Origin of the sequence: Mesorhizobium sp. (assembly GCF_965229135.1) — a bacterium.
Lineage (GTDB): Bacteria > Pseudomonadota > Alphaproteobacteria > Rhizobiales > Rhizobiaceae > Mesorhizobium.
The window spans coordinates 1,251,999-1,277,355 of sequence record NZ_OZ245860.1; the positions used below are offsets into that span (position 1 = coordinate 1,251,999).

General features: G+C 62.6%; 30 protein-coding genes and 1 pseudogene. 10 read left to right on the plus strand and 21 right to left on the minus strand.

Annotation, left to right across the window (positions count from 1 at the left end; all coding sequences use genetic code 11):
* Positions 1 to 23 precede the first annotated feature (23 nt).
* From ACO07C_RS06135 to ACO07C_RS06150, 4 genes are all read right to left on the minus strand, one after another.
* Positions 24 to 650 (minus strand): transglutaminase-like cysteine peptidase, encoded by a 627-nt coding sequence (locus ACO07C_RS06135; RefSeq protein ID WP_421913309.1) that lies wholly within the window; start codon positions 648 to 650, stop codon positions 24 to 26.
* A gap of 428 nt (positions 651 to 1,078) precedes the next feature.
* Positions 1,079 to 2,512, minus strand: coding sequence for an aldehyde dehydrogenase family protein (locus ACO07C_RS06140; protein WP_421913311.1), 1,434 nt, complete (start codon positions 2,510 to 2,512; stop codon positions 1,079 to 1,081).
* A gap of 153 nt (positions 2,513 to 2,665) precedes the next feature.
* Positions 2,666 to 3,049 (minus strand): ACT domain-containing protein, encoded by a 384-nt coding sequence (locus ACO07C_RS06145; RefSeq protein ID WP_421913312.1) that lies wholly within the window; start codon positions 3,047 to 3,049, stop codon positions 2,666 to 2,668.
* A 20-nt stretch (positions 3,050 to 3,069) separates the two neighbouring features.
* Positions 3,070 to 3,537 (minus strand): GNAT family N-acetyltransferase, encoded by a 468-nt coding sequence (locus ACO07C_RS06150; protein WP_421913313.1) that lies wholly within the window; start codon positions 3,535 to 3,537, stop codon positions 3,070 to 3,072.
* Positions 3,538 to 3,642: 105 nt separating this feature from the next.
* Here ACO07C_RS06150 and ACO07C_RS06155 point away from each other — a divergent pair, with 105 nt between their 5' ends.
* Complete coding sequence (locus ACO07C_RS06155; protein ID WP_421913314.1) at positions 3,643 to 4,257, plus strand: nucleotidyltransferase domain-containing protein; 615 nt, start codon at positions 3,643 to 3,645, stop codon at positions 4,255 to 4,257.
* A 14-nt stretch (positions 4,258 to 4,271) separates the two neighbouring features.
* On the opposite strand, the gene ACO07C_RS06160 is transcribed toward ACO07C_RS06155, so the two are convergent.
* The 5 genes from ACO07C_RS06160 to ACO07C_RS06180 are packed head-to-tail and all read right to left on the minus strand — an operon-like array spanning position 4,272 to position 7,191.
* Positions 4,272 to 5,012, minus strand: coding sequence for an SDR family oxidoreductase (locus ACO07C_RS06160; RefSeq protein ID WP_421913315.1), 741 nt, complete (start codon positions 5,010 to 5,012; stop codon positions 4,272 to 4,274).
* An 18-nt stretch (positions 5,013 to 5,030) separates the two neighbouring features.
* The gene (locus ACO07C_RS06165) at positions 5,031 to 6,020 is read right to left on the minus strand and encodes an aldo/keto reductase (RefSeq protein ID WP_421913316.1); all 990 of its coding nucleotides are present in this window, start codon (positions 6,018 to 6,020) and stop codon (positions 5,031 to 5,033) included.
* A gap of 1 nt (position 6,021) precedes the next feature.
* Positions 6,022 to 6,396: a DUF2255 family protein gene (locus ACO07C_RS06170; protein WP_421913317.1), complete on the minus strand. Its 375-nt coding sequence runs from the start codon at positions 6,394 to 6,396 to the stop codon at positions 6,022 to 6,024.
* A gap of 4 nt (positions 6,397 to 6,400) precedes the next feature.
* Complete coding sequence (locus ACO07C_RS06175) at positions 6,401 to 6,739, minus strand: carboxymuconolactone decarboxylase family protein (RefSeq protein ID WP_421913318.1); 339 nt, start codon at positions 6,737 to 6,739, stop codon at positions 6,401 to 6,403.
* Positions 6,740 to 6,795: 56 nt separating this feature from the next.
* Positions 6,796 to 7,191, minus strand: a complete 396-nt coding sequence (locus tag ACO07C_RS06180; RefSeq protein WP_421913319.1) for a (R)-mandelonitrile lyase — start codon at positions 7,189 to 7,191, stop codon at positions 6,796 to 6,798.
* A gap of 152 nt (positions 7,192 to 7,343) precedes the next feature.
* On the opposite strand from ACO07C_RS06180, the gene ACO07C_RS06185 reads away from it, so the two are divergent.
* Both ACO07C_RS06185 and ACO07C_RS06190 read left to right on the plus strand, forming a co-directional pair.
* Positions 7,344 to 8,237 carry a LysR family transcriptional regulator gene (locus ACO07C_RS06185; RefSeq protein ID WP_421913320.1) on the plus strand — a complete coding sequence of 298 codons (894 nt, stop codon included), beginning with the start codon at positions 7,344 to 7,346 and terminating at the stop codon, positions 8,235 to 8,237.
* A gap of 64 nt (positions 8,238 to 8,301) precedes the next feature.
* Positions 8,302 to 8,679: pseudogene (locus ACO07C_RS06190) on the plus strand (ester cyclase).
* Positions 8,680 to 9,035: 356 nt separating this feature from the next.
* On the opposite strand, the gene ACO07C_RS06195 reads toward ACO07C_RS06190, so the two are convergent.
* The 6 genes from ACO07C_RS06195 to ACO07C_RS06220 all read right to left on the minus strand — a co-directional run bounded on the left by ACO07C_RS06195 (position 9,036) and on the right by ACO07C_RS06220 (position 16,418).
* Positions 9,036 to 9,800 (minus strand): ABC transporter ATP-binding protein, encoded by a 765-nt coding sequence (locus ACO07C_RS06195; RefSeq protein ID WP_421913321.1) that lies wholly within the window; start codon positions 9,798 to 9,800, stop codon positions 9,036 to 9,038.
* Positions 9,797 to 10,786 carry an ABC transporter ATP-binding protein gene (locus ACO07C_RS06200; protein WP_421913322.1) on the minus strand — a complete coding sequence of 330 codons (990 nt, stop codon included), beginning with the start codon at positions 10,784 to 10,786 and terminating at the stop codon, positions 9,797 to 9,799. The genes ACO07C_RS06195 and ACO07C_RS06200 overlap by 4 nt, the downstream gene beginning before the upstream one ends.
* Positions 10,786 to 11,628 carry an ABC transporter permease gene (locus tag ACO07C_RS06205; RefSeq protein WP_421913323.1) on the minus strand — a complete coding sequence of 281 codons (843 nt, stop codon included), beginning with the start codon at positions 11,626 to 11,628 and terminating at the stop codon, positions 10,786 to 10,788. The genes ACO07C_RS06200 and ACO07C_RS06205 overlap by 1 nt, the downstream gene beginning before the upstream one ends.
* A complete protein-coding gene (locus ACO07C_RS06210) occupies positions 11,625 to 12,590 on the minus strand; it encodes an ABC transporter permease (protein ID WP_421913324.1) in 966 nt (321 codons plus the stop codon). The genes ACO07C_RS06205 and ACO07C_RS06210 overlap by 4 nt, the downstream gene beginning before the upstream one ends.
* A 231-nt stretch (positions 12,591 to 12,821) precedes the next feature.
* Positions 12,822 to 14,360, minus strand: a complete 1,539-nt coding sequence (locus ACO07C_RS06215; protein ID WP_421913325.1) for an ABC transporter substrate-binding protein — start codon at positions 14,358 to 14,360, stop codon at positions 12,822 to 12,824.
* A gap of 30 nt (positions 14,361 to 14,390) precedes the next feature.
* Positions 14,391 to 16,418, minus strand: coding sequence for a CocE/NonD family hydrolase (locus tag ACO07C_RS06220; RefSeq protein WP_421913326.1), 2,028 nt, complete (start codon positions 16,416 to 16,418; stop codon positions 14,391 to 14,393).
* A 76-nt stretch (positions 16,419 to 16,494) separates the two neighbouring features.
* Here ACO07C_RS06220 and betI point away from each other — a divergent pair, with 76 nt between their 5' ends.
* Both betI and ACO07C_RS06230 read left to right on the plus strand, forming a co-directional pair.
* On the plus strand, positions 16,495 to 17,085 hold the full coding sequence (gene betI, locus ACO07C_RS06225; protein WP_421913327.1) for a transcriptional regulator BetI: 591 nt from the start codon (positions 16,495 to 16,497) through the stop codon (positions 17,083 to 17,085).
* A 147-nt stretch (positions 17,086 to 17,232) separates the two neighbouring features.
* Positions 17,233 to 18,297 carry a YeiH family protein gene (locus ACO07C_RS06230; protein WP_421913328.1) on the plus strand — a complete coding sequence of 355 codons (1,065 nt, stop codon included), beginning with the start codon at positions 17,233 to 17,235 and terminating at the stop codon, positions 18,295 to 18,297.
* Here the strand turns inward: ACO07C_RS06230 and ACO07C_RS06235 are convergent, their stop codons facing one another.
* The 5 genes from ACO07C_RS06235 to ACO07C_RS06255 form a co-directional block, all read right to left on the minus strand.
* A complete protein-coding gene (locus ACO07C_RS06235) occupies positions 18,298 to 18,795 on the minus strand; it encodes a GAF domain-containing protein (RefSeq protein ID WP_421913329.1) in 498 nt (165 codons plus the stop codon).
* Between the two features lie 156 nt (positions 18,796 to 18,951).
* Positions 18,952 to 19,149, minus strand: a complete 198-nt coding sequence (locus ACO07C_RS06240; protein ID WP_421913330.1) for a hypothetical protein — start codon at positions 19,147 to 19,149, stop codon at positions 18,952 to 18,954.
* A gap of 136 nt (positions 19,150 to 19,285) precedes the next feature.
* The gene (locus ACO07C_RS06245) at positions 19,286 to 19,681 is read right to left on the minus strand and encodes a GFA family protein (RefSeq protein ID WP_421913331.1); all 396 of its coding nucleotides are present in this window, start codon (positions 19,679 to 19,681) and stop codon (positions 19,286 to 19,288) included.
* Positions 19,682 to 19,828: 147 nt separating this feature from the next.
* Positions 19,829 to 20,314 (minus strand): SRPBCC family protein, encoded by a 486-nt coding sequence (locus ACO07C_RS06250; protein ID WP_421913332.1) that lies wholly within the window; start codon positions 20,312 to 20,314, stop codon positions 19,829 to 19,831.
* Between the two features lie 131 nt (positions 20,315 to 20,445).
* Positions 20,446 to 20,694, minus strand: coding sequence for a ParB N-terminal domain-containing protein (locus tag ACO07C_RS06255; RefSeq protein WP_421913333.1), 249 nt, complete (start codon positions 20,692 to 20,694; stop codon positions 20,446 to 20,448).
* A 189-nt stretch (positions 20,695 to 20,883) separates the two neighbouring features.
* On the opposite strand from ACO07C_RS06255, the gene ACO07C_RS06260 reads away from it, so the two are divergent.
* Positions 20,884 to 21,306, plus strand: coding sequence for an acyl-CoA thioesterase (locus ACO07C_RS06260; protein ID WP_421913334.1), 423 nt, complete (start codon positions 20,884 to 20,886; stop codon positions 21,304 to 21,306).
* A gap of 30 nt (positions 21,307 to 21,336) precedes the next feature.
* Here the strand turns inward: ACO07C_RS06260 and ACO07C_RS06265 are convergent, their stop codons facing one another.
* Positions 21,337 to 22,293, minus strand: coding sequence for a LysR family transcriptional regulator (locus ACO07C_RS06265; protein WP_421913335.1), 957 nt, complete (start codon positions 22,291 to 22,293; stop codon positions 21,337 to 21,339).
* A 136-nt stretch (positions 22,294 to 22,429) separates the two neighbouring features.
* On the opposite strand from ACO07C_RS06265, the gene ACO07C_RS06270 reads away from it, so the two are divergent.
* The 4 genes from ACO07C_RS06270 (at position 22,430) to ACO07C_RS06285 (ending at position 25,357) form a co-directional block, all read left to right on the plus strand.
* Complete coding sequence (locus tag ACO07C_RS06270) at positions 22,430 to 23,212, plus strand: ABC transporter substrate-binding protein (RefSeq protein ID WP_421913336.1); 783 nt, start codon at positions 22,430 to 22,432, stop codon at positions 23,210 to 23,212.
* A gap of 64 nt (positions 23,213 to 23,276) precedes the next feature.
* A complete protein-coding gene (locus tag ACO07C_RS06275; protein WP_421913337.1) occupies positions 23,277 to 23,924 on the plus strand; it encodes an amino acid ABC transporter permease in 648 nt (215 codons plus the stop codon).
* A 12-nt stretch (positions 23,925 to 23,936) separates the two neighbouring features.
* Positions 23,937 to 24,596 (plus strand): amino acid ABC transporter permease, encoded by a 660-nt coding sequence (locus ACO07C_RS06280; protein ID WP_421913338.1) that lies wholly within the window; start codon positions 23,937 to 23,939, stop codon positions 24,594 to 24,596.
* Complete coding sequence (locus ACO07C_RS06285) at positions 24,593 to 25,357, plus strand: amino acid ABC transporter ATP-binding protein (protein WP_421913339.1); 765 nt, start codon at positions 24,593 to 24,595, stop codon at positions 25,355 to 25,357. Before ACO07C_RS06280 ends, ACO07C_RS06285 begins: the two co-directional genes overlap by 4 nt.

Sequence of the window (25,357 nt, forward strand, 5' to 3'; positions counted from 1 at the left end):
TCAATAAAGTGTGATCAGGCCGACTATTTTACGGAGCTGACCAGCGCTTCGTCGCCGCCCAGGATCGACACCCAGCGCCCTGTATTCTCGCTCGACTGTCTCTTCAGGTAGCGATAGCCTGTCTGGCTCCAGAGACGAACCTTGTTGGTAAGGTTGTCGAGAATGAAGTCGCCCTTGTCGGTCCGCACGGTGAGCACCGCATGGCCTTCGCCATCAGGCTTGCGAACAACCGTCATCAGCAGGTTGGATACGGCCACACCGCTGGAGATAAGCTCCCGCCGCTTTTCGAGCGCATAGTCCTCGCAGTCGCCGAACCCGTCTTCCGGATACGCCCACCACTCTTCCTTGCCGTAATTGTCCATGTCGCTCATCGGCTTGACGCGCGTGTTGACGGACAGGTTGACGGCGGTTATCTGCCGCAAAAGCTGGCTGGACATGTGCTCAGGCATATTGTTGGGCGAACGGATCGAGCATTCGTCAACATGGATCTTGCAGAAATCGTAGTGTCCGATGGGTTGCGATGTCGGGCCGCCGATGACCATCGAGAGCTCGGACGCATTCGCCAAACTCGATGCCGAACCCAAAACCGTCAAGGCGACGGCAAGGCCAAGCCTCCTTGCCGCACACCGCCAACCCACCGAGGATGCCATGAGGCCCCGCCCATTCATTCTTGTTAACAGAATGTTAACGGCGGTTTTTGATGCGTGTCAATGAAGGCATTGGGCCGATCCCAGGTATCGGCGATTTGCGTTAACGGCGTGGTTCCAGCGCAACACCGGTCGCGAGCCGAACCGCGGCCCGATAGCGCAGGCTTGCGACGTCCACGCCAGACCATGTGGCCTACAAGCTCACAAGAACCAGCGCCCCGCGCCGACCTTGTGGGATTTCTCGCGTCGCCCAGCGCCTTGACGATCAGCGACGCGATGCGCGCGGCTCCGGCTGGCGGCAGATTTTGTAGTTCATGCCGATGGCGCCGTAGTGGCGTCATCGGCGCTGCCGTCGCGATGTCTCGAAGCCAAGATCGTCTCCCAAAAGAGCCGTCCCTGGCGACGTTCAATGACCGGCGTCCAACAGCCGGCTATTCGGCCGCCTCGTAACCGGCGATGCCCTTGATCTCGAGGAAGTCCTCAAGGCCGTATTCGGCATATTCACGGCCATTGCCCGACTGCTTGTAGCCGCCGAAGGGCAGGCCGGCGTCCCACGTCGGATAGTTGATGTAGACATTGCCGGTGCGCATGCGTGCAGCCACGTCGCGCGCCTTCTTCATGTCCTTGGCCTGGATGTAGGAGGCAAGGCCATAGACCGTGTCGTTCGCTTGCTCGACGGCCTGTTCGACCGTGTCGTAAGGCATAATCGCCAGCACCGGCCCGAAAATTTCCTCGCGGGCGATGCGCATGTCATGGGTGACATCCGCGAAAACCGTCGGCCTGACATAGTAGCCGCGGTTGAGTTCGGCTGGACGGCCGGGGCCGCCCGCAACCAGCGTCGCGCCTTCGTCGATGCCGGCCTGGATCAGATCCTGGATCTTGTCGAACTGGACCTGGCTGACAACCGGTCCGAGCTTGGTGCCGGGTGCATCGGCTGGGCCGACGGTGAACTTTTCAGCGGCCGCCTTGGCATAGCCGGCAGCCTCGTCATGACGATCGCGCGGCACGAACATGCGCGTCGGCGCGTTGCAGGACTGGCCGCTGTTGCCGAAGCAGCCGGCGACGCCCTTGGCAACCGCGGTGGCGAGGTCGACATCCGGAAACAGGATGTTGGCCGACTTGCCGCCAAGTTCCTGATGCACGCGCTTGACCGTGTCGGCGGCGGCCTTGGCCACCAGGATGCCGGCCCTGGTCGAACCGGTGAACGACATCATATCGATGTCGGGATGGCTGGACAGCGCATGACCGACGCCCGGTCCATCACCGTTGACGAGGTTGAACACGCCCTTCGGCACGCCTGCCTCGTCGAGGATCTCGGCGAAGATGATGGCGTCGAGCGGCGCGATTTCCGAGGGCTTCAGCACCATGGTGCAGCCGGCGGCGAGAGCGGGGCCGACCTTGCAGGTGATCTGGTTGAGCGGCCAATTCCACGGCGTGATCAGGCCGACGACGCCGATCGGCTCCTTGACCACAAGGTGGGGGCCCTTCACATGACGGAACTCGAAGGTCTTGAGCACATCGGCCATCTTCTGCAGATGCGCGAGGCCGATGCCGACCTGGCTGTCCAGCGCCATCTGGCGCGGCGCGCCCATCTCGCGCGAGACAGCGACCGCAAGATCGGCGCTGCGCTTCTTGTAGACAGCGATGATGCGGTTCAACAATTCCAGCCGTTCACCGACCTCGGTGAAGCCGAACGTGTTGAAGGCGCGCCTGGCGGCGGCTACCGCCTTGTCGACATCGGCCTTGGAGCCGAGCGATATCTGGGCGAAGGCATCCTCGTTGGAGGGATCGATGACATCGAACGTGTTGGGCACAACCGGATCGACCCACGCGCCATCGATGTAGAACTGCAGATTGTGTGACATGGTTTTCTCCCTTGGGGTGCGCCGCATGGCCTTTGCGACCGTGATATGTGGCTAGAGATAACGATGCTCAAACGCCGCTGTCAAACGCAACCCCCGAAGTCGTTGAGCCAGCGCGCCAGTCGTTGAGCCAGGGGGGTGCCCGCTGGGTGAGTGCTAGAGCAGCGTGTGCCCGGCCTCGGCCAGAAACCGTTTCGCCGCTTCCTCATCCACCGCTTTCACCAGCAGATGGTCGCCGTCGAACGTGGAAACCACAAAAATGCCCAGGCCGTTCTCCGACAGCGGTCTGATGACCGATAGCACGATGCCACTTTGGCCGAAGGCAAATGGCCCTTCGAACTTGAAGGCGACCCAGTCGCCGTCCTGCCTGACGTCGTTCGGCACGCGATCCTGCAGGCAGACGACCGAAAGCTCGTCGTCGGTTCTGGTGATGCTGACGAATCCTGGCCCATCCGCCCAGCCGGGAATGCCATCTCTGGCTTCAAGCCGCGCAATTGCGAACAGTCCGGGGATTTGCTTCAACCTGATCCTGGCGGCCATCGTCGCACCTCGATTGTGGATTATCCGGCGAGCCTCTTGCTCATATAGACCGTCACGCCATTCATGAATGGCTCCTCCCGATCGATTGCATAGCCATGGCGCTTGTAGAGCGACACATTGGCCTCGAAGGCGCCATTGGTCAGCAGGCGAATCTCCCGGCGGCCCGCTTCGATCGCCTTGCGCTCGGCCTGCTCAAGCAAAAGCCGGCCGATGCCCCTGCCCTGCGCCCGCGGCACCACGCAGACGTTCTCGATCCAGAGGTGATCCTCGGCGAGGATGGTTTCAACCATTCCAAGGATGCCGCCATCCTCGACGGCCAGATCGAACCGATGCTCGCGAACGGCCTTGTCGTAGTCGGCGCGCATGGGCAACGGCTCGCGGCCGATCACCGGCACCCATTTCGCATAAGCAGCGCGCACGATATCCCTGATCGCGTCGGCATCCGCAGGCTCGGCCGCACGAAGATTTGCGACAACGCCGATCGTCATTGAAAAAGCTCCAGGCCCGTGAAAAAGGCCGCCGACCGCTACCGCATCGGTCGGTGAATCGAAACTCATTTTTGAAAATCACCGCGTCCATGGCGACGCATGTCCTTGAAACGTAGAGACACGAAGCGACCAGCAACAGTCGACGAGGATGCTTGGCGTCCATGGCATCCGACCGAACTGGCACAGCGCCTTGGCGGCCTGTCGAAGCCCTGGTGTATCGTCGGAGGCTGGGCGCTCGATGTCTGGCACGGACGCCAGACCCGCGATCATGAGGACCTCGAATTCACCATCCTGCGGGAGGATTTCGGGACCTTTCGCCGTCTGCTGAAAGGCATGCGGTTCCACACGGTCGCAAGCGGTGTCATCAAGCATCTGCCGGCGCGCCGTTCGGCAGAGATTTCGCAGATATGGTGCGGGGATATCCAGGAACGCCGCTGGCGGGTGGACATGATGATCGAGCCGGGAACGTCGGACCTGTGGGTCTACAAGCGGGATGCCTCCATCACCCGGCCGCGCGCCGAGATGGTCGAGGTCACACCGGACGGCCTGCCCTATCTCAAACCAGCGGCCGTCCTGTTGTTCAAGGCTAAATACAGGCGCGACAAGCACGAGCTCGATTTCGCCAATGCCCTGCCGAAGCTGGTGCCATCCGAAAGGGCATGGCTTAAGGGCTGCCTTGCTACGGCCCATCCCGACCATGAATGGTCAAAGCAGTTGTAGCGCTTTGTTGCGGCTCAATACTCCTGGGCAGTCGGCCGGAACAGGATCTCGTTGATGTCGACCTCTTCGGGCTGGCTCATGGCGAACACCACCGTCCTGGCGAAGGAATCGGCGGGGATGGCTACTCGGTGGTAGAGCGCCCGCACGCCCTCGGCGACATCGGGCTCGGTGACGCTGTCGGGCAGTTCGGTCGCCACCGCACCCGGCGAGATGATGGTGGTGCGGATGTTGTAGGGTTTTACCTCCTGGCGCAGCCCCTCGGAGATGACGCGCACCGCGTGCTTGGTGGCCGCATAGACGGCGCCGCCCGGCCCGACCTTGTGGCCGGCGACCGACGACACGTTGATGATGTGGCCGCTCTTCTGCTTCGTCATGTAAGGCAGCACGGCGGCGATGCCGTAGAGCACGCCCTTGATGTTGACGTCGATCATCCGGTCCCAGTCCTCGATCTTGCCGCGCTCCAGCGGCGAATGCGGCATCAGCCCGGCATTGTTGATGATGACGTCGACGCGGCCATGCGTCTTGACCGCATGGTCAACGAGATGCCGGACCTGGCCGACATCGGTGACGTCGGTCTGCACGACGGCGTCCTTGCCGAGTGAAAGCTCAGCCGCCAGCACTTCCAGCCGGTCGAGACGCCGCGCGCCCAGCACCAGCTTCGCGCCCTCCTTCGCCAGCAGCCGTGCGGCGGCTTCGCCCAGCCCGCTGCTGGCGCCGGTGATGACGACGACCTTGCCCTTGATGTTATCTGTCATGGGATTTTCCTTACGCCTTCAGCGATCGATCCGTGCCGCCTGTTGCGGGGAATAGCGCTCGCCCTGCACGGCAATCGCCGAGACCGCGTTCTCGATGTCTGCAAGATCGTCCGCCGTCAGCGCAACCGTGGCCGACCCGATGTTCTCCTCGAGGCGGTTGAGCTTCGTTGTGCCGGGGATCGGAACGATCCAGGGTTTCTGCGCCAGTAGCCAGGCGAGTGCGACCTGTGCCGGCGTCACCTTTTTCTGCGCGGCGATTGCAACGATGGCATCGACCAGCGCCTGGTTCGCCTTGCGGGCCTGCTCCGCGAAACGCGGCACGGTGTTGCGGAAGTCGCTGCTGTCGAAGGTCGTGCTGGCGTTGATGGCGCCGGTGAGGAACCCCTTGCCCAGCGGGCTGAAGGGCACGAAGCCGATGCCCAGTTCCTCGAGCACCGGCAGGATCGCCTCCTCGGGCTCACGCCACCAGAGTGAGTATTCGCTCTGCAGGGCGGCGACCGGCTGCACCGCATGCGCGCGCCTTATGGTGCGCACACCGGCTTCGGAGAGGCCGAAATGCTTGACCTTGCCCTGCCCGATCAGATCCTTCACGGCGCCCGCCACCTCTTCGATCGGCACCACCGGATCGACGCGGTGCTGGTAAAGCAAATCGATGCGGTCGGTCCTCAGACGTTTGAGCGAGGCCTCGACGACGTCGCGTATATGCTCCGGCCGGCTGTCCATGCCGCTGTGTCCGGCGGTGCCCGCAATGTCGATGCCGAATTTGGTGGCGATCACCACCTGGTCACGGATCGGCTGCAACGCCTCTCCTACGACCTCCTCGTTCTTGAACGGTCCATAGACTTCGGCGGTGTCGAAGAAGGTGATGCCGCGCTCGAACGCCGAGCGGATCAGGCGGACCGCGTCCGCCGTGTGCATTGGTGCCCCGTAGGATTGGCTCATGCCCATGCAGCCGAGCCCTATGGCCGAGACTTCGAGACCGCTGTTTCCAAGTTTGCGCTTTTGCATTTCAATTCTCCTTCGGTGTGATCCGCACCGTGGCGGCGCGGGCGCGCGCCGCAATCATCGGCGCGAGATAGGGGCTGGCCGCGTATTTCGCCCGGTAGGCCTCATCGATGCGATCGTTGACGGTTCCCTCGACCGCCTCGAAGCCGACGTCCCTGGTCATGCCGGCAGCGGCGATGCGGCCGGCCCTTTGCTTGATCGCGGCCTGATACCAACGCGACCGCGGGCCGTTGTAGCCGCGCACATAAAGCGCTCCATCGGCGACGACCGACCAGATCCAGGTCGGCGTGCCCAAGGTCACTGCGTCATCGCGCAATGGCGAAATATGCAGATCGTCGGTCGCGGCGATCCTTTCGAGTTCGTCCTTCGGCCATGGCATGGCTTCATCCCCTTTTCTCGGCGTCGGCCTGTTCGAAGATCTTGCGGGCAATGCCGATTGCCGTGCTTGCCGCCGGCCATCCCGCGTAAAAGGCAAGGTGCGTGATGGTTTCGATGAGTTCGTCGCGGGTGACGCCGTTGTCGAGCGCCCGCTTCATGTGAAAGGGCATTTCGTTGATCCGGTAATTCGAGATCAGGCTGGTAACGGTGACCAAGCTGCGGTCGCGCGGCGAGAGGCCGGGGCGCCTCCAGACATCACCAAATAGCACTTCGTCGGTGTATTTGCCGAGCGCGGGCGCGATATCGGAGAACGGGCTTTTGGGGGCGTCTGGTGCATCGGTCATGGCAGTTTCCTTCGTTGAGAGATACTTGTCCGGACATGGAGCCGGGTGCCGCCCGGTCAAATCCCGTATTGTTGGTCGGTGACCTTCTCCATCCAGTCGACGACCTTGCCATCAAGCGCTTCGGCGATGGCGACATGGCTCATAGCCGTGGCCGGCGTCGCGCCATGCCAATGTTTTTCGCCGGGCTCGAACCAGACGATGTCACCGGGGCGGATCTCTTCGATAGGGCCGCCTTCACGCTGGACCAGGCCGGCGCCCGAGAGCACGATCAGCGTCTGGCCGAGCGGATGGGTGTGCCAGGCGGTGCGCGCGCCGGGCTCGAAGGTCACGGTCGCGCCACCGATACGGGCCGGCTCGCTGCCCTTGAAGGGTGCATCGACACGCACCGATCCGGTGAAATAATCGGCGGGACCTTTCGCGGAAGGCTGGGAGCCGCTTCGCTTGATATCCATGGTCTTTCCTTCTCCATGCCTGGCAGCGAACCGCCACAGGCTTTCTCGGCCGCCCACTTTCGGCGCCCGATTGTCATGGTGGTTATCTAGCGCCTCCTATTGGTCGTGATTAGGTGCTATATCCGGCATGTACTTATGAAGAAGGCTCATCAATGCCGCGAGACAATCTGAACGATTTGACCGCCTTCCTCGCCGTCGCGCGCGAAAACAGCTTCACCAAGGCGGCGGCACAGCTTGGCGTCTCGCAGTCGGCGCTCAGCCACACCGTGCGCGCTCTGGAGGAGCGGCTGGGAGTAAGGCTGCTCACCCGTACCACGCGCAGCGTGTCACCCACCGAGGCCGGCGAGCGGTTGATGCGCTCCATCGGACCAAGGCTCGACGAAATCGAGGCCGAACTCACTGCGTTGAGCGCCTTGCGCGAAAAGCCCTCCGGCACCATCCGCATCACCGCCGGCGAGCACGCCGCCGATGCGGTCCTGTGGCCGGCCATCGCCCGGCTGCTGCCCGACTATCCCGACATCAAGGTCGAAATCATCGTCGATTACGGCCTGACCGACATCGTCGCGGAGCGCTACGACGCCGGCGTGCGGCTGGGCGAACAAGTGGCGCGCGACATGATCGCGGTGCGCATCGGCCCTGATCAACGCATGGCGGTGGTCGGATCGCCGGCCTACTTCGCCAAGCGGCCAAAACCGCGCACACCGCAGGACCTGACGGCCCACAATTGCATCAATCTGCGCCTGCCGACCTATGGCGGACTCTATGCCTGGGAATTCGAGAAGGCCGGACGTGAGCTGAAGGTGCGCGTCGAGGGCCAGCTGATCTTCAACACGGCTGGCTTGCGCATGAATGCCGTGCTGGCCGGCCTCGGCCTTGCCTATCTGCCCGAGGACCAGGTGCGCGCACCGCTTGCCAGAGGCGAGTTGGTGCGCGTTTTGGCGGACTGGTGCCCGCCTTTCCCCGGCTACCACCTCTATTACCCCAGCCGCCGCCAGGCGACGCCGGCCTTTTCGCTGCTCGTCGACGCGTTGAGGTATCGGGGCTAGTTCCACTGCGCCCGCGGTCGTCCTATCTTCGCGTTCAACCGATCTAAAGCACCGGAGCATCGCCGTGACTGTGGCCGACCTCTATCGAGGCTATATCGACTGCCTCAACAACTAGGATTGGGCGCGGCTGCACCGCTTCGTGCATGACGAGGTGCACTACAACGGCGACCGGGTCGGCCTGTCAGGCTATCGCGCAATGCTGGAGCGGGATTTTCGCGAAATCCCTGACCTCTATTTCGACGTCCAGCTCTTGATCTCCGACCCGCCCTTCATCGCCAGCCGCATCCAGTTCCACTGCACGCCAAGAGGGACCTTCTTCAACCTGCCGATCAACGGCAAGAAGGTCTCTTTCAGCGAGAACGTCTTCTATGAGTTTCTCGATGACCGGATCAGGAATGTCTGGTCGGTGATCGACAAGGCGGCGGTTGCAGCGCAGCTTTGATTGGCATGTGGCGCCAGGCAAAGTGCCTCGCGACTAGCGCTGCCAGTCGCTCCACGTTTGAACTGCTATTCCGCCGACGTTCGCGCTGCCCCTCACCTGCCTGCCGGCGTTCGTCATTCGAAAAGCCAAGCAATTGGCTTTTCGTCCGCAAGCGAACCATTCCTCAACTCCCCGTATAGTGACGGGAGAGGGACGCTGTTATCGGCGATTTCGCCAATCTCCAACGCCGTAAGACAGGCGCCGACAGCGAGGCCAGCTTCTCTCGCCCCGTTTACGGGGAGAGATGTCCGGCAGGACAGTGAGGGGCAGCGCCGACTTTCGATATCGGCGATCGATGCCGCCTCACGGCCACGCCCTCAACCCGCCCCCGCATGCGTCACACTCGGCCAAGCCGCCAGCAGCTCCCTCGTATAATCCTCGCGTGGCGCACCGAACAGCGCCCCCACTTCGCCACCCTCAACCACCTTGCCTGCGCGCATGACGACCGCGTTTTCGGCGATAAGCCGCACGATCGCCAGATTGTGGCTGATGACGACCAGCGTGATTTTGTCGGACCGCCTGATGTCCTGTAGCAGATTGAGCAGATCCCCCTGCACGGAGACATCGAGCCCGGCGGTCGGTTCGTCGGCGATCAGGATCGATGGCTTCATCAGCAATGCCCGCGCGATCGCCACGCGCCGCGCCTGGCCGCCGCTGATCTCGTGCGGATATTTGTCGATGACGCCGGGCGGCAGGCCGAGCCGGCCCAGGATGACGGCGAGCCGCTCGTGCGTTGCCGCATGCGGTTCCCGCAGCACCGTGCCGACCTCGTTCATCAGCGTGCGGATGCGGCTGCGCGGCGACAGCGAGGCGGCCGGGTCCTGGAAGATCGGCTGGATGAAGCTGGCGCGTTCCTTGAGCGCCGCGCGGCCATGCACCAGCGGCTTGCCAAGGATGCGGATCTCGCCCCCGTCGAGCTTCCGCAGGCCAAGCACGGCGCGCATCAGCGTCGTCTTGCCGGAGCCGGATTCGCCGACAATGCCAAAGCAGGTGCCTTGCGGAATGGCAATCGATACGCCGTCGAGTGCCGCGGTCTCGCCGAAGCGCAATTGTGCATTGCTGATGGAGATCGCATCGGTCATTGCGTGCGCAACCGCAGGCAGCGAGCACTATGCCCGGGATCGCCGCCGACAGGATAATCGCCGGGTTTGATGATAGCGCAATCGTCGAACGACACATCGCAGCGCCCGTTGAAGATGCAGCCGGGCGGTCTCTGGCGCGGGTCGGGCAACTCGCCTGATATCACCGTGAATCGGTTTTGCGAGGCATTGGCGTGGCGCTCGCGGTCGATCGGCACCTCGCAGTCGAACAGCATTCGCGTATAGGGATGGCCGGGCCGGCGCTGAACTTGATTGACCGTGCCACTTTCGAGTTTCTCGCCGGCATAGAGCACCGAGATTGCATCGCAATATTCGGTGACCAGCCCCAGACTGTGCGTGATCAACAGCACGGCGCAGCCGATTCGGTCGCGCAGGCCGATGATTTCGCGCATGATCTGCGCCTCGACGGTGACATCGAGCGCCGTGGTCGGTTCGTCGGCGATCAGCAGCGCCGGCTCCGACAACAGCGCCATGGCGATGACCACCCGCTGGCGCATGCCGCCGGACAGTTCGTGCGGATACTGGTTCATGCGCCGCGCGGGGTTGCTGAGCTTGACCTTGTCGAGCGCGTCCTCAGCCATCGCAACACGGGTCTTGCGATCGCTCTCGGGAGTACGCCGGCGTAGCACTTCGCAAAGCTGGGTGCCTATCGTGAACACCGGGTTGAGCGACAGCATCGGGTCTTGAAAAATCATCGCCATGCCGCGACCGCGCAAGGCAGCCGTCGCGTTACGCTTCGTCAGGTCGAAATTATTGCCCTCAATCGTGGCGGTGCCGGATGTCACCCGGGCGTTGTTGGCAAGCAGGCCCATCAGCGCGAAGGCGACGGTGGATTTGCCGCTGCCGGATTCGCCGACCAGCCCGAGCATTTCGCCCTTTTTTATGTCCAGCGAAACGCCCCGCAAAGCATGCGCGGTGCCCTGCTGCAGGCTGTAGTCGACTGAGAGATCGCGCAACGAAACCGCCATCAACGTGCCCCCGTCGACTTGGGATCGATGACGCGCCGCAGCGCTTCGCCGAGTAGCGTGGCGCCGAGCGTGGCGATGGCCAGCACCAGGGCGGCGGCGACCGTCGGCCACCAGGACTGGTTGATCGAGACGAAGCCGTCCTTGATCAGCGTGCCGAGCGAGGATTTCGGCGGTTGGACGCCAAAGCCGAGAAAGGACAGCGAGGCTTCGAAAGCAATCACGACCGGCAGGTTCATGCTGGCCAGCACGATGATCGGCCCGGCGACATTGGGCAGATAGTGCCTGACCACGATGGTGAATGGATGCACGGCCAGCATCCGCTCCGCCTCGATGAAGGAAAGGTTGCGCAGCGTCTGCGCCCGGGCGCGCGCCATGCGGCCGAACTGTGGAATGAAGACAATGGTCACCAGCAGCACGAAGGTGGCCGAACCCTTGCCGTAGAGCGCGATCAGCGCGAAGGCGAGGATCAGTGGGGGGAAGGCGTTGACAATGTCGAAGACAGCCGTCACCGCGCGATCTACCCAGCCGCCGGCGATGCCCGCGACAATGCCGATCAGCGAGCCGATCATCGACGAGATGACGACGATCATCACCGCCAGCGTCAACGCATAGCGCGTGCCGACCGAGGTGCGCGCGGCGAGGTCGCGCCCAAGATTGTCGGTGCCCAGCAGATGCGCCAGACCGGGTGCGGCGAAGCGGGCCTTGATATCGATGGCGTTGGGGTCGGGGCTGATCAGCGGCCCGATGAGCGCGAACACCAGAATGGTCAGGGTGAAAGCCAGCCCAAGCCGGCCATCGCGCTCCGAACAGATGCGTTTGAGCAGCCCCGCCAGTCCGCTCATCCGCGATCCGCCGCGATACGGGGATCAAGCAGCGCGTTGATCATGTCGACCACGAGATTGGCGACGATGTAGAAGGCGACGATAAAGACGACGCAGGCTTGCACCACCGGATAGTTGCGTTGTGCGATCGAGTTGAAGATCAGGCTGCCGATGCCGGAACGGGCGAAGATGATCTCGACGACAACCGAGCTGCCGATGAGGTCGCCGAGCCCGATGCCGAGGATCGAGACCACCGGCACCAACGCGAGCTTCAGCGCGTACAGGCCGACGATGCGGTATTCCGATACGCCATAGGCGCGTAGCGTTCGCACATGCAGTTCCGCCAGCGTGTCGAGGAGCGAGGCGCGCACCAGCCGCGAGATGTAGCCGACCCAGCCGAGCGCCAGCGCCACGCTGGGCAGGATCAGATGCCGCAACCGGTCCATGATGTCGTTGGGATCGCCCGCACCCGCCACCGGCAGCCAGTGCAGACCGATCGCGAAGATCAGGAACAGGATGACCGAGACCACCAGCGTCGGCGTGGTGATGAAGGAGATCGACAGCAGCGCCAGGCCGCTGTCGAGCCACGACCCCGGTTTCAGCGCCGCGATCACGCCTATGGGAATGCCCACTACGAGTGCCAGCGTCAGCGCGCTGAAGGCCAGCGCCAGCGTGTTGGGAATGACATCCAGCACAATGTCGAGGATCGGCCGGTGAGAGACAACATCCTCGCCGAAATTGCCGGTCGCGGCACGGCTGGCGAACAGCCACAGCTGCTCGAGCAGGCCGCGGTCGAGCCCCATGTCATGGATGATCTGGGCGCGAAGTTCCGGCGTCGCCCTGGGGCCCAGCATCACCGAAGCGAAATCGCCCGGCACTAGCCGTACCATCAGGAACAGGAGCAGCGTGGCGCCGGCGATGGTCAGCACCACCGACGCGAGGCGGCTTGCGATGAAGGCGGCGGTGCGTCGCGCTCTGGTCATGGACGCAGCAAGTCCGGTTCGTCGAGGTTGGTCAATGGCTTCAACCTAACTGGAGATGGGCCAATGGTGGAGGCTGGCGCCGCCCCTCATCTGGCTGCCGCCATCTTCTGCCCGTAAACGGGGAGAAGGACGCTATCGCGCGGCGTTTCGGCCAGCTTCTCTCGCCCCGTTTACGGGGAGAGATGCCCGGCAGGACAGTGAGGGGCGGCGCCGACGTATCGTCCCCTGCCCTTACGCCTTGTCGAAGAACTCGAACTGCCAGTCCTTGCCGTTGGGCAGGAACACCGGCTTCAGCCAAGCTGCGTCGGCGAAGAAATTTCGGCCATGGGTGATCCAGATGCAGGAGGCCGATTCATCGAGCAGCTTCTGCATCTTGATGTAGATCTCCTCGCGCTTTGCCTTGTCCAGCGTCTCCAGCCCTTCCTGGTGCAGCTTGTCGAATTCGGGGCTGTTCCAGCGCTGCCAGTTCCACAGGCCGATCTGGCTGGCGAGGAACCACTGCGTCTGGAAGCTCGGATCGAACTTCGAGGTGTAGGGAATGAGGGTCAGTTCGAGGTTCTTGCTGGCATCGCCAGCGCCAAGCGCCCAATAGGCGCCGGAGTCCATCGCGTTGATGGTGAGCGTGATGCCGACATCGGCAAGGTTGGCCTGGGCGATCTGGGCGACGGCCAGCGAGGTTGCATCGTTGAGGCAGGTGAATGTGAAGGCAAGGTTGGACTTGCCGGCCTCGCTCAGCAGTTGCTGCGCCTTGGCGACGTCCCTGGTGTAGAGCGGTGCATCGGCCCAGTTGCCGAGCAGGCCGGGGGCCAGCAGCGTCTTGGCACGCGAGGTGGCGCCGGAATAGGCGCCCTGGATGATGGCGTCGACATCGATTGCCCAGCGGATCGCCTGGCGCACCTTGATGTCGGCGAGATCGCCCTTCTCCACATTGATGCCGATCCAAGTGTAGTCGATGCCGGGGATATCGATCACCTTGGTGTCGGGCAGGCCCTTGGCGGTTGCGAGCTGGTCGGCATCGAATGCGGTGAAGTCGAGTTCCTTGGCCTGATAGGACAGGAAGGCGGTCTTGTGCTCGGGGATGATCTTGCCGGTGATCTCCTCGAAATGAGCCTTGTTGGGGCCCTTGTAGTCGGCGTTGGCGGCGAGCACGAACTGTTCCTTCGGCCGCCATTCCTTGAGCACCATCGGACCGGAGCCGATCAGCGTGGTGGCGATCTTGTCGCCGAGTTGCTCGGTGGCCTTCTTCGACAGGATCGCGCCCGACGCGTCGCAGATGCCGATAAGCCAGAGTGCGGCCGAGGGATGCTTCAGGACAAGCTTGCCGGTGTATTTTCCGGTGACCTCAACCGATTTCAGCGCTTCCAGATCGTCGGCGTAGGCGAGCTTCTTGCCGTTCTTGTCGCCGTTGATGTAGCGGTCATAGGTGAACTTGACGTCGTCGGCCGTCATCTCGCCAAAGCCGCCGGTGAACATCTGGCCGGGGTTGAGCTCGAACTCGAACTCGGTATCGGAGACCTGCTTGATCTCCTTGGCCGCATCGTTGGTCCAGCTGGTCTTGCCCGGCTCGAAGCGCACCAGCGTCTGGCAGACGGCACGGATGATGTTGCCTTCGGTGGTGCCGACACGGTTGCCCGGATCGAGATTGCCGATGTCGGCATCGAGCGCGATGATCGGGTTGGTCCTGGCGCCCGCCGCCACAGCGAAGCGGGCGTAGGGCAGGATCGCCAGTGCCGACGAGCCGGCCAGGAAAGTTCTGCGGTCGAGTTTCATGCGCATTTTCTTGTTCCCCTTTTTTGTCGGTTACATGCAATCGCGTGGAATGACCTCGTCGTAAGACCTCTCGGCGAAGATCGTTCCTCGCTCGTAAGCCTTGACCCATCCGCGCGCGTAAAAATTGTCGCGGTCGCAGCTGAAGCTGATTTCGCAGTCGACCCGCGCGTTCCAATCGGGCCTCATGAACTCTTCGTGGCAGGTCACCGTCGTCGCGCAGCTTGCCGGATCATTGTCGGCGATGCCGTATGTCTTGCGGCGCCAGGACGTGATCTCGGTGCCGGTCTCCTCGATCAAGAAACGGCCGTCATCCGACAGCGCCGTCAGCTCGGTTCGTTCGGTTGGCAGGTCCGTGGTCAGCGAACGCAGTTGGCGAGCGGGCTCCTTGATGGTGACCGGGCGAGGTTCGGCCCACAGCGCTTCCTCGAACGCCACCGAGGCCAACCCCTCCTCGCTGGCCAGAACCGACAGGTCGAGCCGGCAACCCTTCGGATCGAAGGTCAGCATCGTGCGCTCCGGTGACGGCCAGGCCATCGGCCAGTAGGAGGAAGAAATCGCGACCCGAAGCCTGTGTCCCGCCGGGATGATCTGCGCAACCGGTTTGAAATCCAGCTCGACATCCTCGAACTGGCCCGGCGTCAGCGGCTCGGGAAATTCATGACTTTGGCGATGCGCCAGATTGAGCAGCGCAAAGGTGATGAAGGCGGACGTGCCGTCTGGCGCCACATCGGTCAGCCGCACGCAAAGCTGGGCTTGCGGCTTGTCGGCCGCCACACGCAGCCTGATCTTCGATATGCCGGCAAGCTGCAGGTCGGCATCCATGACATGGCTGTCGAAGCACAGCGAGCCGCCGTCATCGGCGCGCTGGTCACGCGCGCCTTCGGCCGAAATTCGACCCTGACCGTAGGGGCACCATTCCTGTCCTTGCACACCGGTGGTGAGAGGTGAGCAGACGGTCAGCGGCCCTGCCCCATTGGCATCCTGCGTTTCGCTCAGTTTGCCGTCGCCGTTCAGCCACCACGCCTTGCCACCGATCTGCCCGGCCGGCCATTGCGGAAAGCCCAGCCAGCGGCCAGGCCGGACATCGATATGCGAATGCGGCCTGGCGTAGTCCATCAGGTAGAGGCGCATGTCGGGCTCGCTGTCGGCGCCGTTGTCGATACCCTTCAGCCAGCGATCGTACCAGCGGATGCATTCCTGCAGATAGCCCATTGCCGGGCCGGGAACGCCATAGTTGGGCTCCTTGTGGCCCCATGGACCGCAAATGCCCTTGGCCGGCCCCTTGAGATTCTTGACCAGGCTGAAGATGGTCTGCGTGTAGCCGTCGAGATAGCCGCCGACCGCCAGCACGGCGCATTCGATGGCGGAAAAATCCTCGCAGACCGAACCCTGTTTCCAGAACGCGTCCCGGCGCTGGTGCTTCAGCCATTCGGCTGCATGGTTCTTGTGGTCGTCGAGCCGATCTTTCCACATTTGCCGCCAACGATCCTCGCCAACGACGGCCGGGTCCGGCGGCAGCGCAGAATAGCCGAAAAGCGCCCCACCCCAGCCGAAATTGTCGTTGATCAGCAGGCCGCCATTGTAGTGCGCGTCGCAGGCGTAACGGTCGTCGGTCGAGCAGGAAGTGACGATCGCTTTCAATTGGGGCGGGCGGCGGGCCGCGACCTGCAGACCGGAGAAACCGCCCCAGCTGTTGCCGATCATGCCGGCAACGCCCGTGCACCAGGGCTGCGAACACAGATGATCGAGGATCTCCAGCGCATCGTCCTGCTCGCGCTTGACGTATTCGTCGTCGAGCAGGCCGTCGGAATCGCCCATGCCCGCAATGTCGACGCGGGCCGAGGCATAACCATGGCCGGCGAAGAAAAGATGCATCTCCTCGTCGCCGGTGCGCGTGCCGTCGCGGCGGCGATACGGTATGTATTCGAGGATCAACGGGACGGGGTTTTTCTCGGCGTCGTCGGGCAGGAACAGGCGAGCGGCCAGCTTGCGGCCATCGGCAAGCGGAATCCAGTGGGTTTCGACCGTTCTGACCCCGGAAATGACGACGCTGGGCATGTGAACTCCGGCTTGGATTGAACAACGATATGATATATTGAATGGCCAATCAATATACAAACGAGAAGGCTTTGCAATGGCGAAACGATCCATCAAGGCGATGCGCCGCGACGAGCTGGTCGACGCCGCGATCGCCGTCGTGGGCGAGGAAGGAATGTCCGGTGCCACGATGGCGGTGATCGCGCGGCGCGCCGGCATGTCGGCCGGGTTGGTCAACCATTATTTCGACAGCAAGGAGGAGTTGCTGGCGCTGGCCATGCGCAATCTGTCGAACCTGTTTCGCCAGGACATCCTCAAGCTGGCGCCTGCCAATCCTACGCCCGCGCAACGATTGAAGGCGATCGTCGATGGCTCCTTCGCGCCGCAGCATCTGGGCTCGCCCAAGCGCGCCGTGACCTGGATGCAGTTCATGATCGCCGCGCAGACCGAGCCGCGCATCAAGCATCTCTACCACCTGACTGGCGCGCGCTTCGTTTCCAACATCCGTTATGCCGTCAAGCAACTGGTTCCGGCCGATAAGGTCGATGATATCGTCGACGGCATCGCCGCGCTGATCGACGGCTTCTTCTGGCAGAACGCAGGGGAGTATCTGGAAGAGGACCTGGAGCGAGCGCGGCGAATTTGCTGGCGCTATGTCTCCTTGTTGATCCCGGGGATAGAGGGGTAACACGCCAATACAGCCGGCGTTCAGCGCACAGCTAGAGAGACGAGGCAAGGATCGTTCGTAAAAATCGATCATTTCAAGCAGAACAATTCGTTGGAAAGATCGTTTATGGAATGGCATTCTCCGGCGGAACTTGCTTGGAGAATTGCATTGTCTTCCGTCACCCGCATCGCGAACGAAATTCCGAAAAGCAAGATCTCCGCCGATCTGGCCGCGGGCCGCAGGCGGCTCGATTCGGCGTGGAACGGCATCATTCCGGGCATCGTGCTGGTAGCGATGATCACCGCCGTCGCCTTCTCCGCCCACAATGTCTCCGGCTTTGCCCTGTTCAGCCCGATGATCCTCGCCGTCGTCGCGGGCATGGTTTATTCCAACGTGCTCGGCACTCCCGCGCACGCCAAGGCCGGTATCGCCTTCTCGCAAAAGCGCTTGCTGCGCTTCGCCATCGTGCTGCTCGGTTTCCAGCTCACGCTTGGCCAGGTCGCAGCCATCGGCGCCAGCGGCGTCGGTATTGTGGCGCTGACACTTGCCTCGACCTTCGTCTTCACCATCACGCTCGGCCGGTTGATCGGCGTCGACCATAAACTGGCGCAGCTGATCGCCGCAGGCACCTCGATCTGCGGCGCCTCGGCCATCGTCGCCACCAACATCGTTACCGACGCGCGCGATGAGGACGTCACCTATGCAGTCGCCTCGATCACGCTGTTCGGCACCATCGCCATGCTCGGCTTCCCGCTGCTGGCGCCCATGCTCGGGCTTGACCAGCACGCTTTCGGCCTTTGGGCCGGCGCCTCGATCCATGAGGTGGCGCAGGTTATAGGCGCCGGCTTCCAGAACGGTACCCAATCAGGCGAGATCGCGACCGTCGCCAAGCTGACCCGCGTCGCCATGCTGGCGCCGATGGTCATCGCGCTCGGCCTGATGGCGCGCCGCAGGAGCAGCGATCAGTCAGCCGCGCGGCCGCCCATGCCGTGGTTCGTCGCCGCCTTCGTCGCCGTCGTGGCGCTGAACAGCCTCGTTGCCGTGCCGACAGAGGTGAAGTCGGCAATGGCGCTGGCCACCACCATCATGCTGACCATGGGCCTGGCCGCGATGGGTCTGCAGGCCGACATTTCACAACTACGCTCGCGCGGCCTGCGCCCGCTGGCGCTGGCGTTCTCGGCCTTCCTGTTCATCGGCTGCTTCAGCCTGATGCTGGTGAAGTTCGTAGGCTAATCAATCCTCGAACGAACTCGCCGCGACATAGATCGCGGCGAGCTTTTCGATACCGGCCTGGTCGGCGCTGTCAAAACGGCCGGGAAGCGGGCTGTCGAGATCGAGCACGCCAAAGGCGCCGTCATTGTCCTGCAGGAGCACGACGAGTTCCGAGCGCGAGGCGGCATCACAAGCGATATGGCCGGGGAAATCATGCACGTCCTTGATCAGCATCGACATGCCGAGTTCGACGGCCGTTCCGCAGACGCCTTTGCCGACGGCGATGCGCACGCAGGCCGGCTTGCCCTGGAATGGGCCCAGCACCATTTCCTCGTCGGACTGCAGGAAGTAGAAGCCGGCCCAATTGAGGTCGGGCACCATCTGGAAGATCAGCGCGGCGGTGTTGGCGGCGTTGGCGATCGAGTCGCGCTCGCCATCGAGCAGCGCCTTCAACTGGGTGGCGAGGTCGCGGTAGAACGCGGCCTTGTCCGTAGTATCGATGGCCTTGGCGGCAAACATTATGCTGATCTCCATATCGGGAATCGCGGTCTGCGTTCCTGCAGCCTGTCTGCACCAAACCACGGTTGCGACATAGTAGCGTGAATTCCACTGATTGCGAAAGCAAACCCGCGCAGCACGCCGCCTGCGCGGTGCCGATCTTTCAAGGCATTGCCATCAAGAGCAGAGCCAGAGTTTCTGGCACGTCCTTGCAATCACATGGGGCGGTGGCAAACGTGTCTCATCCAAGGACGGGCGACGAACCCGCTCAAGCAGCATGCGCACCTCTTCAGGCCGCACGCGGTCACGCGCCATCACCAGTTGGATCATCGGATCACCCAGCAGTTCTTCCAGGGTGTTGATGGTGTCGTTCATCCGTTGCCTCCTCGAATACCGGCCCGCAGCCGATAGATAGGGAGGCAATCATGGCCCGCCAATGACGCTTAGCCGGCGATCTCATGTCCTTGCGAGGATTTTTCGGACACAAAAAAGTGTCCGGCGGCCAGTTCCACTAAGCAGGTGGCGCCCCTTCATATTGCGGCAGGCCGTCGTCGAGTTGCACCCACGACTGTTTCGACGCCGTGAAGATATGCATCTGTGGTTTGAAGACGGACGGATCGTCAAGCGAGCCGGAGGTGACGCCGACAATGCCAGCGGCATCCCGCCTTGAAAACATGGTGGTACCACACCGCGGACAATAGCCGCGCTTGAGGTCGGGCGACGAATTCACTGTTGCCAGCGGCCCTTCGATCGTCACATCGTCGATGCGAAACAAAACCCGGGCGTTGAAGGCGGCGCCAATCGCTTTCTGACAAATCCGGCAATGGCAGACTCGTTCATTTATCGGCGCGGCATCAGACCGATATCGAACCGCGCCACACAGGCACCCGCCCTCATATTTCGCCATCGCCATGATCCATCGCTTTCAAGGACGGAAAGGTAGCCGCGGCCGCGTCTCCGTCAATTGAAAAGCCTTGATGGATCTATCGGCGGTCGCGATACGATCCGCCGAAGCCATTGCTCCTCGACACCAGCCGGTATGGCGCCGCGCATATCAAAGGGTCTTGGCAACCGCTTCGAGTTGATCGGTGCACTGCCCCCAGCCTTCGTGAAAACCCATCTTCTCGTGCTGCTCGCGGTCGGCGACGCTCCAGTGGCGGACGCGAGCGATGTAGCGGGTCCTGCCTTCGCCTTCGTCCTCGAACGTCAGCAGGCCGGTCATGAACGGCTTCTGCGACGGTTCCCAAGCCCGGGTGTAGGCGTCGGAGAAGACGATCTTCCGGCCGGGAATGACCTCCAGGAACACACCCGGATTCGCAAACTCGTTGCCGTCGGGACCAGCCATGACGATGAGGCTGGAGCCGCCTGTGCGCACGTCCAATTCAGCGCGCGGCGTCGTCCAGGGTTTTGGGGCGAACCACTGGGTCAGAAGCTTCGGCTCGGTCCAGCAGCGGTAAACGTTCTCGCGCGGCGCATCGATGATGCGGGCCAGAACCATTTCGCGGTCGTTGGCGGGAGCGATGTCGAGCTTGGTGGTCATGATGGTCTCCTCACATGCAAAGGCGGGTTCGATTTGATTTCCGTCCCAAGGACGAGCGGCGCGCGCGCAAGCCGACATGTCCGCGTGAAAAGATTCAAGGAACGATCGGGATACGCGATCGAATTGAAGGATCAGTGGCGCTTGGCTTGCACCAGATAGGCTTCGATCTCGGTTTCGCCGAGCCATTTTGCCGCTTCCAGCCGATGCAGGCCTTCAACAAGCACATGCCGCTTGCCGTCGTGACGGACCTGGATCGGCGTCTTCATGCCGTTTTCCAGGATGTCCTCGGCCAGATGCCGGACCGTCTCGGGATGCAGCGTCTTCTTGCGCGCCGTCGGCACGTAGATGTCGTCGACCTTGACTTTTTGCACTCTCAGCATGCCGACCCCCGCGGCGGAAAAGGCCGCCTCCCCCTGAGATAGGCGGTTTGCTGAAGGCGGCCAAGGGCGCGGCTAACGAATAACCCTGCCGATTTGAAGATGGCGGGACAGCAGCCCGTGCGCCCGACGGTTTGCCTGTCGCGGCGCATTGCGATATTGCGTGTCCGCCATCGTCGGCAGGAAACCTCCATGAGCAAACCCCTCGTCACCTTCATCGGCGTAACGCATCCGTGGATGTGCGACAGGATGGGACATTTGAATGTGCGCCATTACGCGGCGATGTTTGATGATGCCAGCTTCCAGATCCTCGGCCATATCGCCGGGCAAGACGACAACCAGGCGACGGAGGCCGGCTGGGCCGACGTTCGCACCGAGATCGACTATCGGCATGAGACCAAGGCGGGCGCGCTCATCACCATCCATTCCCATGTGGTGAAGATCGGCCGCACCTCCATCACCTTCGAGCAGGTGATGTCGGGGACGCTCGACGGAATGGTCCATGCCGTCAGCAGGACGACCAGCGTTCGCTTCGATCTTGCGGCGCGTGCGTCGGTGCCTCTTGACGACGCCAGGCGCGAGCGCGCGTCGGCCCTACTCATCGATCAAGCCTGATCATTAGCCGGCGAATTTTTAGACGGAGCTTCAAGCGTTGTAGATCCGATCATCAATCGGTGTTTCGGCGATGATCGCATGCAGGCCTGAAAGCAGTGCCTTCTCGGCGCGGTTCATGGTCTTGTCTGGGTTGACCAGCAGGAAGATGTCGACGGCAGGCGGCGCGTCGTAAGGCGGCAGCCGCCACAGCACGCCATCATCCACATCGCGCCGCGCCACATGCAGCGGCAGCGGGCCGATTCCCAGCCCGGCGACAATCATGCGGCGCACCTCTTCCAGGCTCGATGACACGCCGACGACGTCGGCGTTCAGCCTGGCTTCGCTGCGCAACAGCGCGACCGGTCGCAAGGCGTCCGAAATGTGATCGGTCTGGAAGGACACCGAAGGCTCGCCGCGCAGATCGGCCAGCGTCAGCCCTTCACGCCCAAACAATCTGTGCCGCGGGCCGCAGAAGAAGCCGAAGAATTCGCGATAGACCATTTCGTATTCCAGCGCCGGATCGCGCTGGCTGACCAGGCAGATGCCGAAGGATGCACGACGTTCCCTGACCTGCTTGGTCACTTCGGTGCTTGCCGCAACCGAAATGGTGATGCTGGCGCGCGGATAGTTGCGGTGAAATTCCGATAGCGCCTGGTCGAAGATCGGCGAGACGACGTGGCTCGCCGTGGCGATGATGACATGGCCTGTGACATCGTCGCTGATACCCCGCATCAGCAATGGCAACTGCGATATGGTGCCGAACACCTCGACGCTCTGCTCATAGAGCAGGCGACCGACCTCGGTCAGTTCGAATCGTGTCGCATCGCGCTCGACCAGCCGCCGGCCAACCCGGTCCTCCAGCCGCCGCAGCGCGTTGCTCACGCTCGGCTGCTTGAGGTTCAGCCGCTCGGCGGCACGCGTGATGCTTTTCACTTCCGCGATGACGACGAACGTCCGCAGAAGGTTCCAATCGAGATCCCAGACCAGCCGTTCGGGTCGCGCAATCATTCCTGAAATCTATGCTCCGTATTCCCATTATCTATTTGCGCAATGCTGAAGCAAAGGCAATCATGAAAATCAGGAGAGCGCCCCAACGCCTCCCAAGAACAAGACTTCGCGCTCCATCCAGAGGACAGGAAATCACATGAACAGAGTATTTTCCGGCATCGCCGTCGCGGCAGTGCTGCTTGCTTCCACGTTCACAACCGTTTCGGCCAGGGCTGACGACCTTGAGAAGATCAAGGCGGCGGGCGAACTGAAGATTTCGATGAGCGGCCAGTATCCGCCCTTCAATTTTGTCAATGACCAGAACGAGGTGGTCGGCTTCGACGCCGATATCGGCAAGGCCATCGCCGATCGCATCGGCGTCAAGGGCACCATCGTCACCACCGCCTGGGATGGCATCATCGCCGGTCTGCTGGCCAAGAAATACGACACCGTGGTCGGCTCGATGACCATAACGCCCGAGCGCGAGAAGGTCGTGGACTTCGTCGGCCCGTACTATCACGCCGGCCGCGCGGTCTTCGTGAACGAAAATTCCAAGGTGAAGAGCCTCGACGAACTCAAGGGCAAGACGCTTGGCGTCACACTGGGCGAGACGCATGAGAAATGGGCCCGTGAACAGGGCGGCTGGGACGTCCGCACCTACAAGGGCCTGCCGGAACTGCTTCTGGAGCTTAGGGCCGGCCGCGTCGACGCCATCGTCGTCGACAACATTCCGGTCATGGTCGCCGTCAAGGAAACCGGCGAGAAGGTCCGCAGGCTCGAGACGCCCAACATCGAAGGCGGCAGCGTCGGCATCGGTATCGCCATCCGCAAGGACAATCCCGAGCTGAAGGCAGCCATGCAGAAGGCGCTGGACGACATGATGGCGGACGGAACCTACGAGAAGATTTCCAAGCAGTGGGTCGGCAGCGACATCCGCTAAACTCGTCAGGCTCCAGGTGGCCAACACCACCTGGAGTCGAGCGCAACTCCCGCCGGGCGTTTCCATGGATTTCTCCTTGATGTGGCGAGTCTTCCCATTCTTCGTGGAAGCCGCCTGGGTAACGATCGAGATCACGGCGCTGGCCTTGATTCTCGGCCTCGTGGTCGCGGCGCTCGCGGCGGCCGCCAAGATGTCGAGGTCCGCACCGCTGCGGGCCATCGGCGCCGTCTATGTCAGCGTGTTTCGCGGCACGCCCTGCCTGATCCAGCTGTTCGTGCTTTACTTCGGCGGTCCGCAAATCGGCATCAACCTGGAGCCGTTCGCGGCTGGCGTCGTCGGCCTTGGCCTCAACATCGGCGCTTACATGGCGGAATCGATCCGTGGCGCGCTGATCGCGGTCGACCGGGGCCAGACAGAGGCCGCCCGCACCATCGGATTCAGCCGTTTCCAGACGCTGCGCAAAGTCGTGCTTCCGCAAGCCGCGCGGCTGATGATCCGGCCGCTCGGCGTCAATACGGTCGCTCTGTTGAAGGGATCGGCACTGGTGTCGACCATCTCGGTCGTGGAACTGACCTATACGGCTCAGCGCTTCATCGGCTCGACCTACAAGCCGTTCGAGATCTTCGGCGTCGCGGCCCTGCTCTACATGGTCATGGTTTACGCCGTGGCGCGGATCGTCGACCTGCTCGACAAGCGCTTTGCCATCGTCTGACCGGAGAGCGTGATGGAAGGCTTGGATTTCAGCGTCGTACTGCCCTACTGGGACCTGCTGTTGACGGGCGCCTGGTGGACGGCCGTGCTGACGATCTCGGCAGGCGCACTCAGCTTCGCCTTCGGCATCCTGTTCGCGGTCATCGTGCTCTACGCGCCAGCGATCATCGCCTATCCCGTGCGTGCCTTCATGTGGGTGTTCATGGGCACGCCGCTGCTGCTGCAGCTCTTCCTCATCTATTTCGGCCTGGTTCAGATCGGCATCGATATTCCTGCGCTTGCGGCCGGCATCGTCGGGCTTGGCCTGCACTTCGCCGTCTACAATGCCGACGTCGTCCGCGCCGGCATCGTCGCCGTCGATATCGGCCAGACGGAAGGCGCGCGCAGCATCGGCTTCGGCAAGTGGCAAACGCTGCGCCATGTCGTGATCCCGCAGGCTGTCCGCAGCACGGCACCGCCCATCGGCGGCAACATGATCGCGCTCTTGAAGGAGTCCTCGATCGTGTCGGTGATCGGCATTGCCGAACTGGTCCATTCTTCCCAACTGGCGATCAGCGAAACGTTCCGGCCGTTCGAGTTCTACATCACCGCGGCCGCGATCTATTACATTCTCAACCTCGCGCTAGAAGCGGGTTTGCGCCGGTTCGAGCGGCGCGTGGAGGTTTCCCGATGAACACGCAGAGGCCAATGGTCGAGGTTCGCGGCGCACGCAAATCATTCGGGGCGATGGAGGTGCTCAAGGGCATCGACCTGTCCGTGGATCGTGGACAGATCGTGGCGATCATCGGGCCGAGCGGCTCGGGCAAGAGCACGCTGCTGCGGGCCATAAACCACCTTGAGACTTTGAACGGCGGCGAGGTCTGGCTCGATGGCGTGCAGGTCAACCAGCCCTTGCGCGGCCAGGCTTTTGAACGTCATATCAATGCCGTGCGACAGCAGATGGGCATGGTTTTTCAGCACTTCAATCTTTTTCCGCATCTGACCGTACTTGAGAACATCGCCATGGGACCGATCATCCTCAAAGGCGTGAGCAGGAGTGACGCGCATGCGCTCGCGCACAGCCTTCTGTCCAAGGTGGGGCTCGCCGACAAGATCGACGCCTATCCGTCGCGGCTTTCAGGCGGCCAGAAGCAGCGCGTGGCGATCGCGCGTGCATTGGCCATGCAGCCCAAGGTGATGCTGTTCGACGAGGCCACTTCGGCGCTCGACCCCGAGCTTGTCGATGAGGTCAACGCGGTGATGAAGCAGCTCGCCGCCGAACACATGACGATGCTGATCGTCACGCACGAGATGCGTTTCGCCGGCGAAGTGGCCGACAGGGTGCTGTTCATGGACGGCGGCGCGGTTGTGGAGGAAGGTCCGCCGTCCGAAATGTTCCGCGCACCGAAGATGGAACGGACCCGCACCTTCCTCAAAAAATACCTTTCAGCCTGA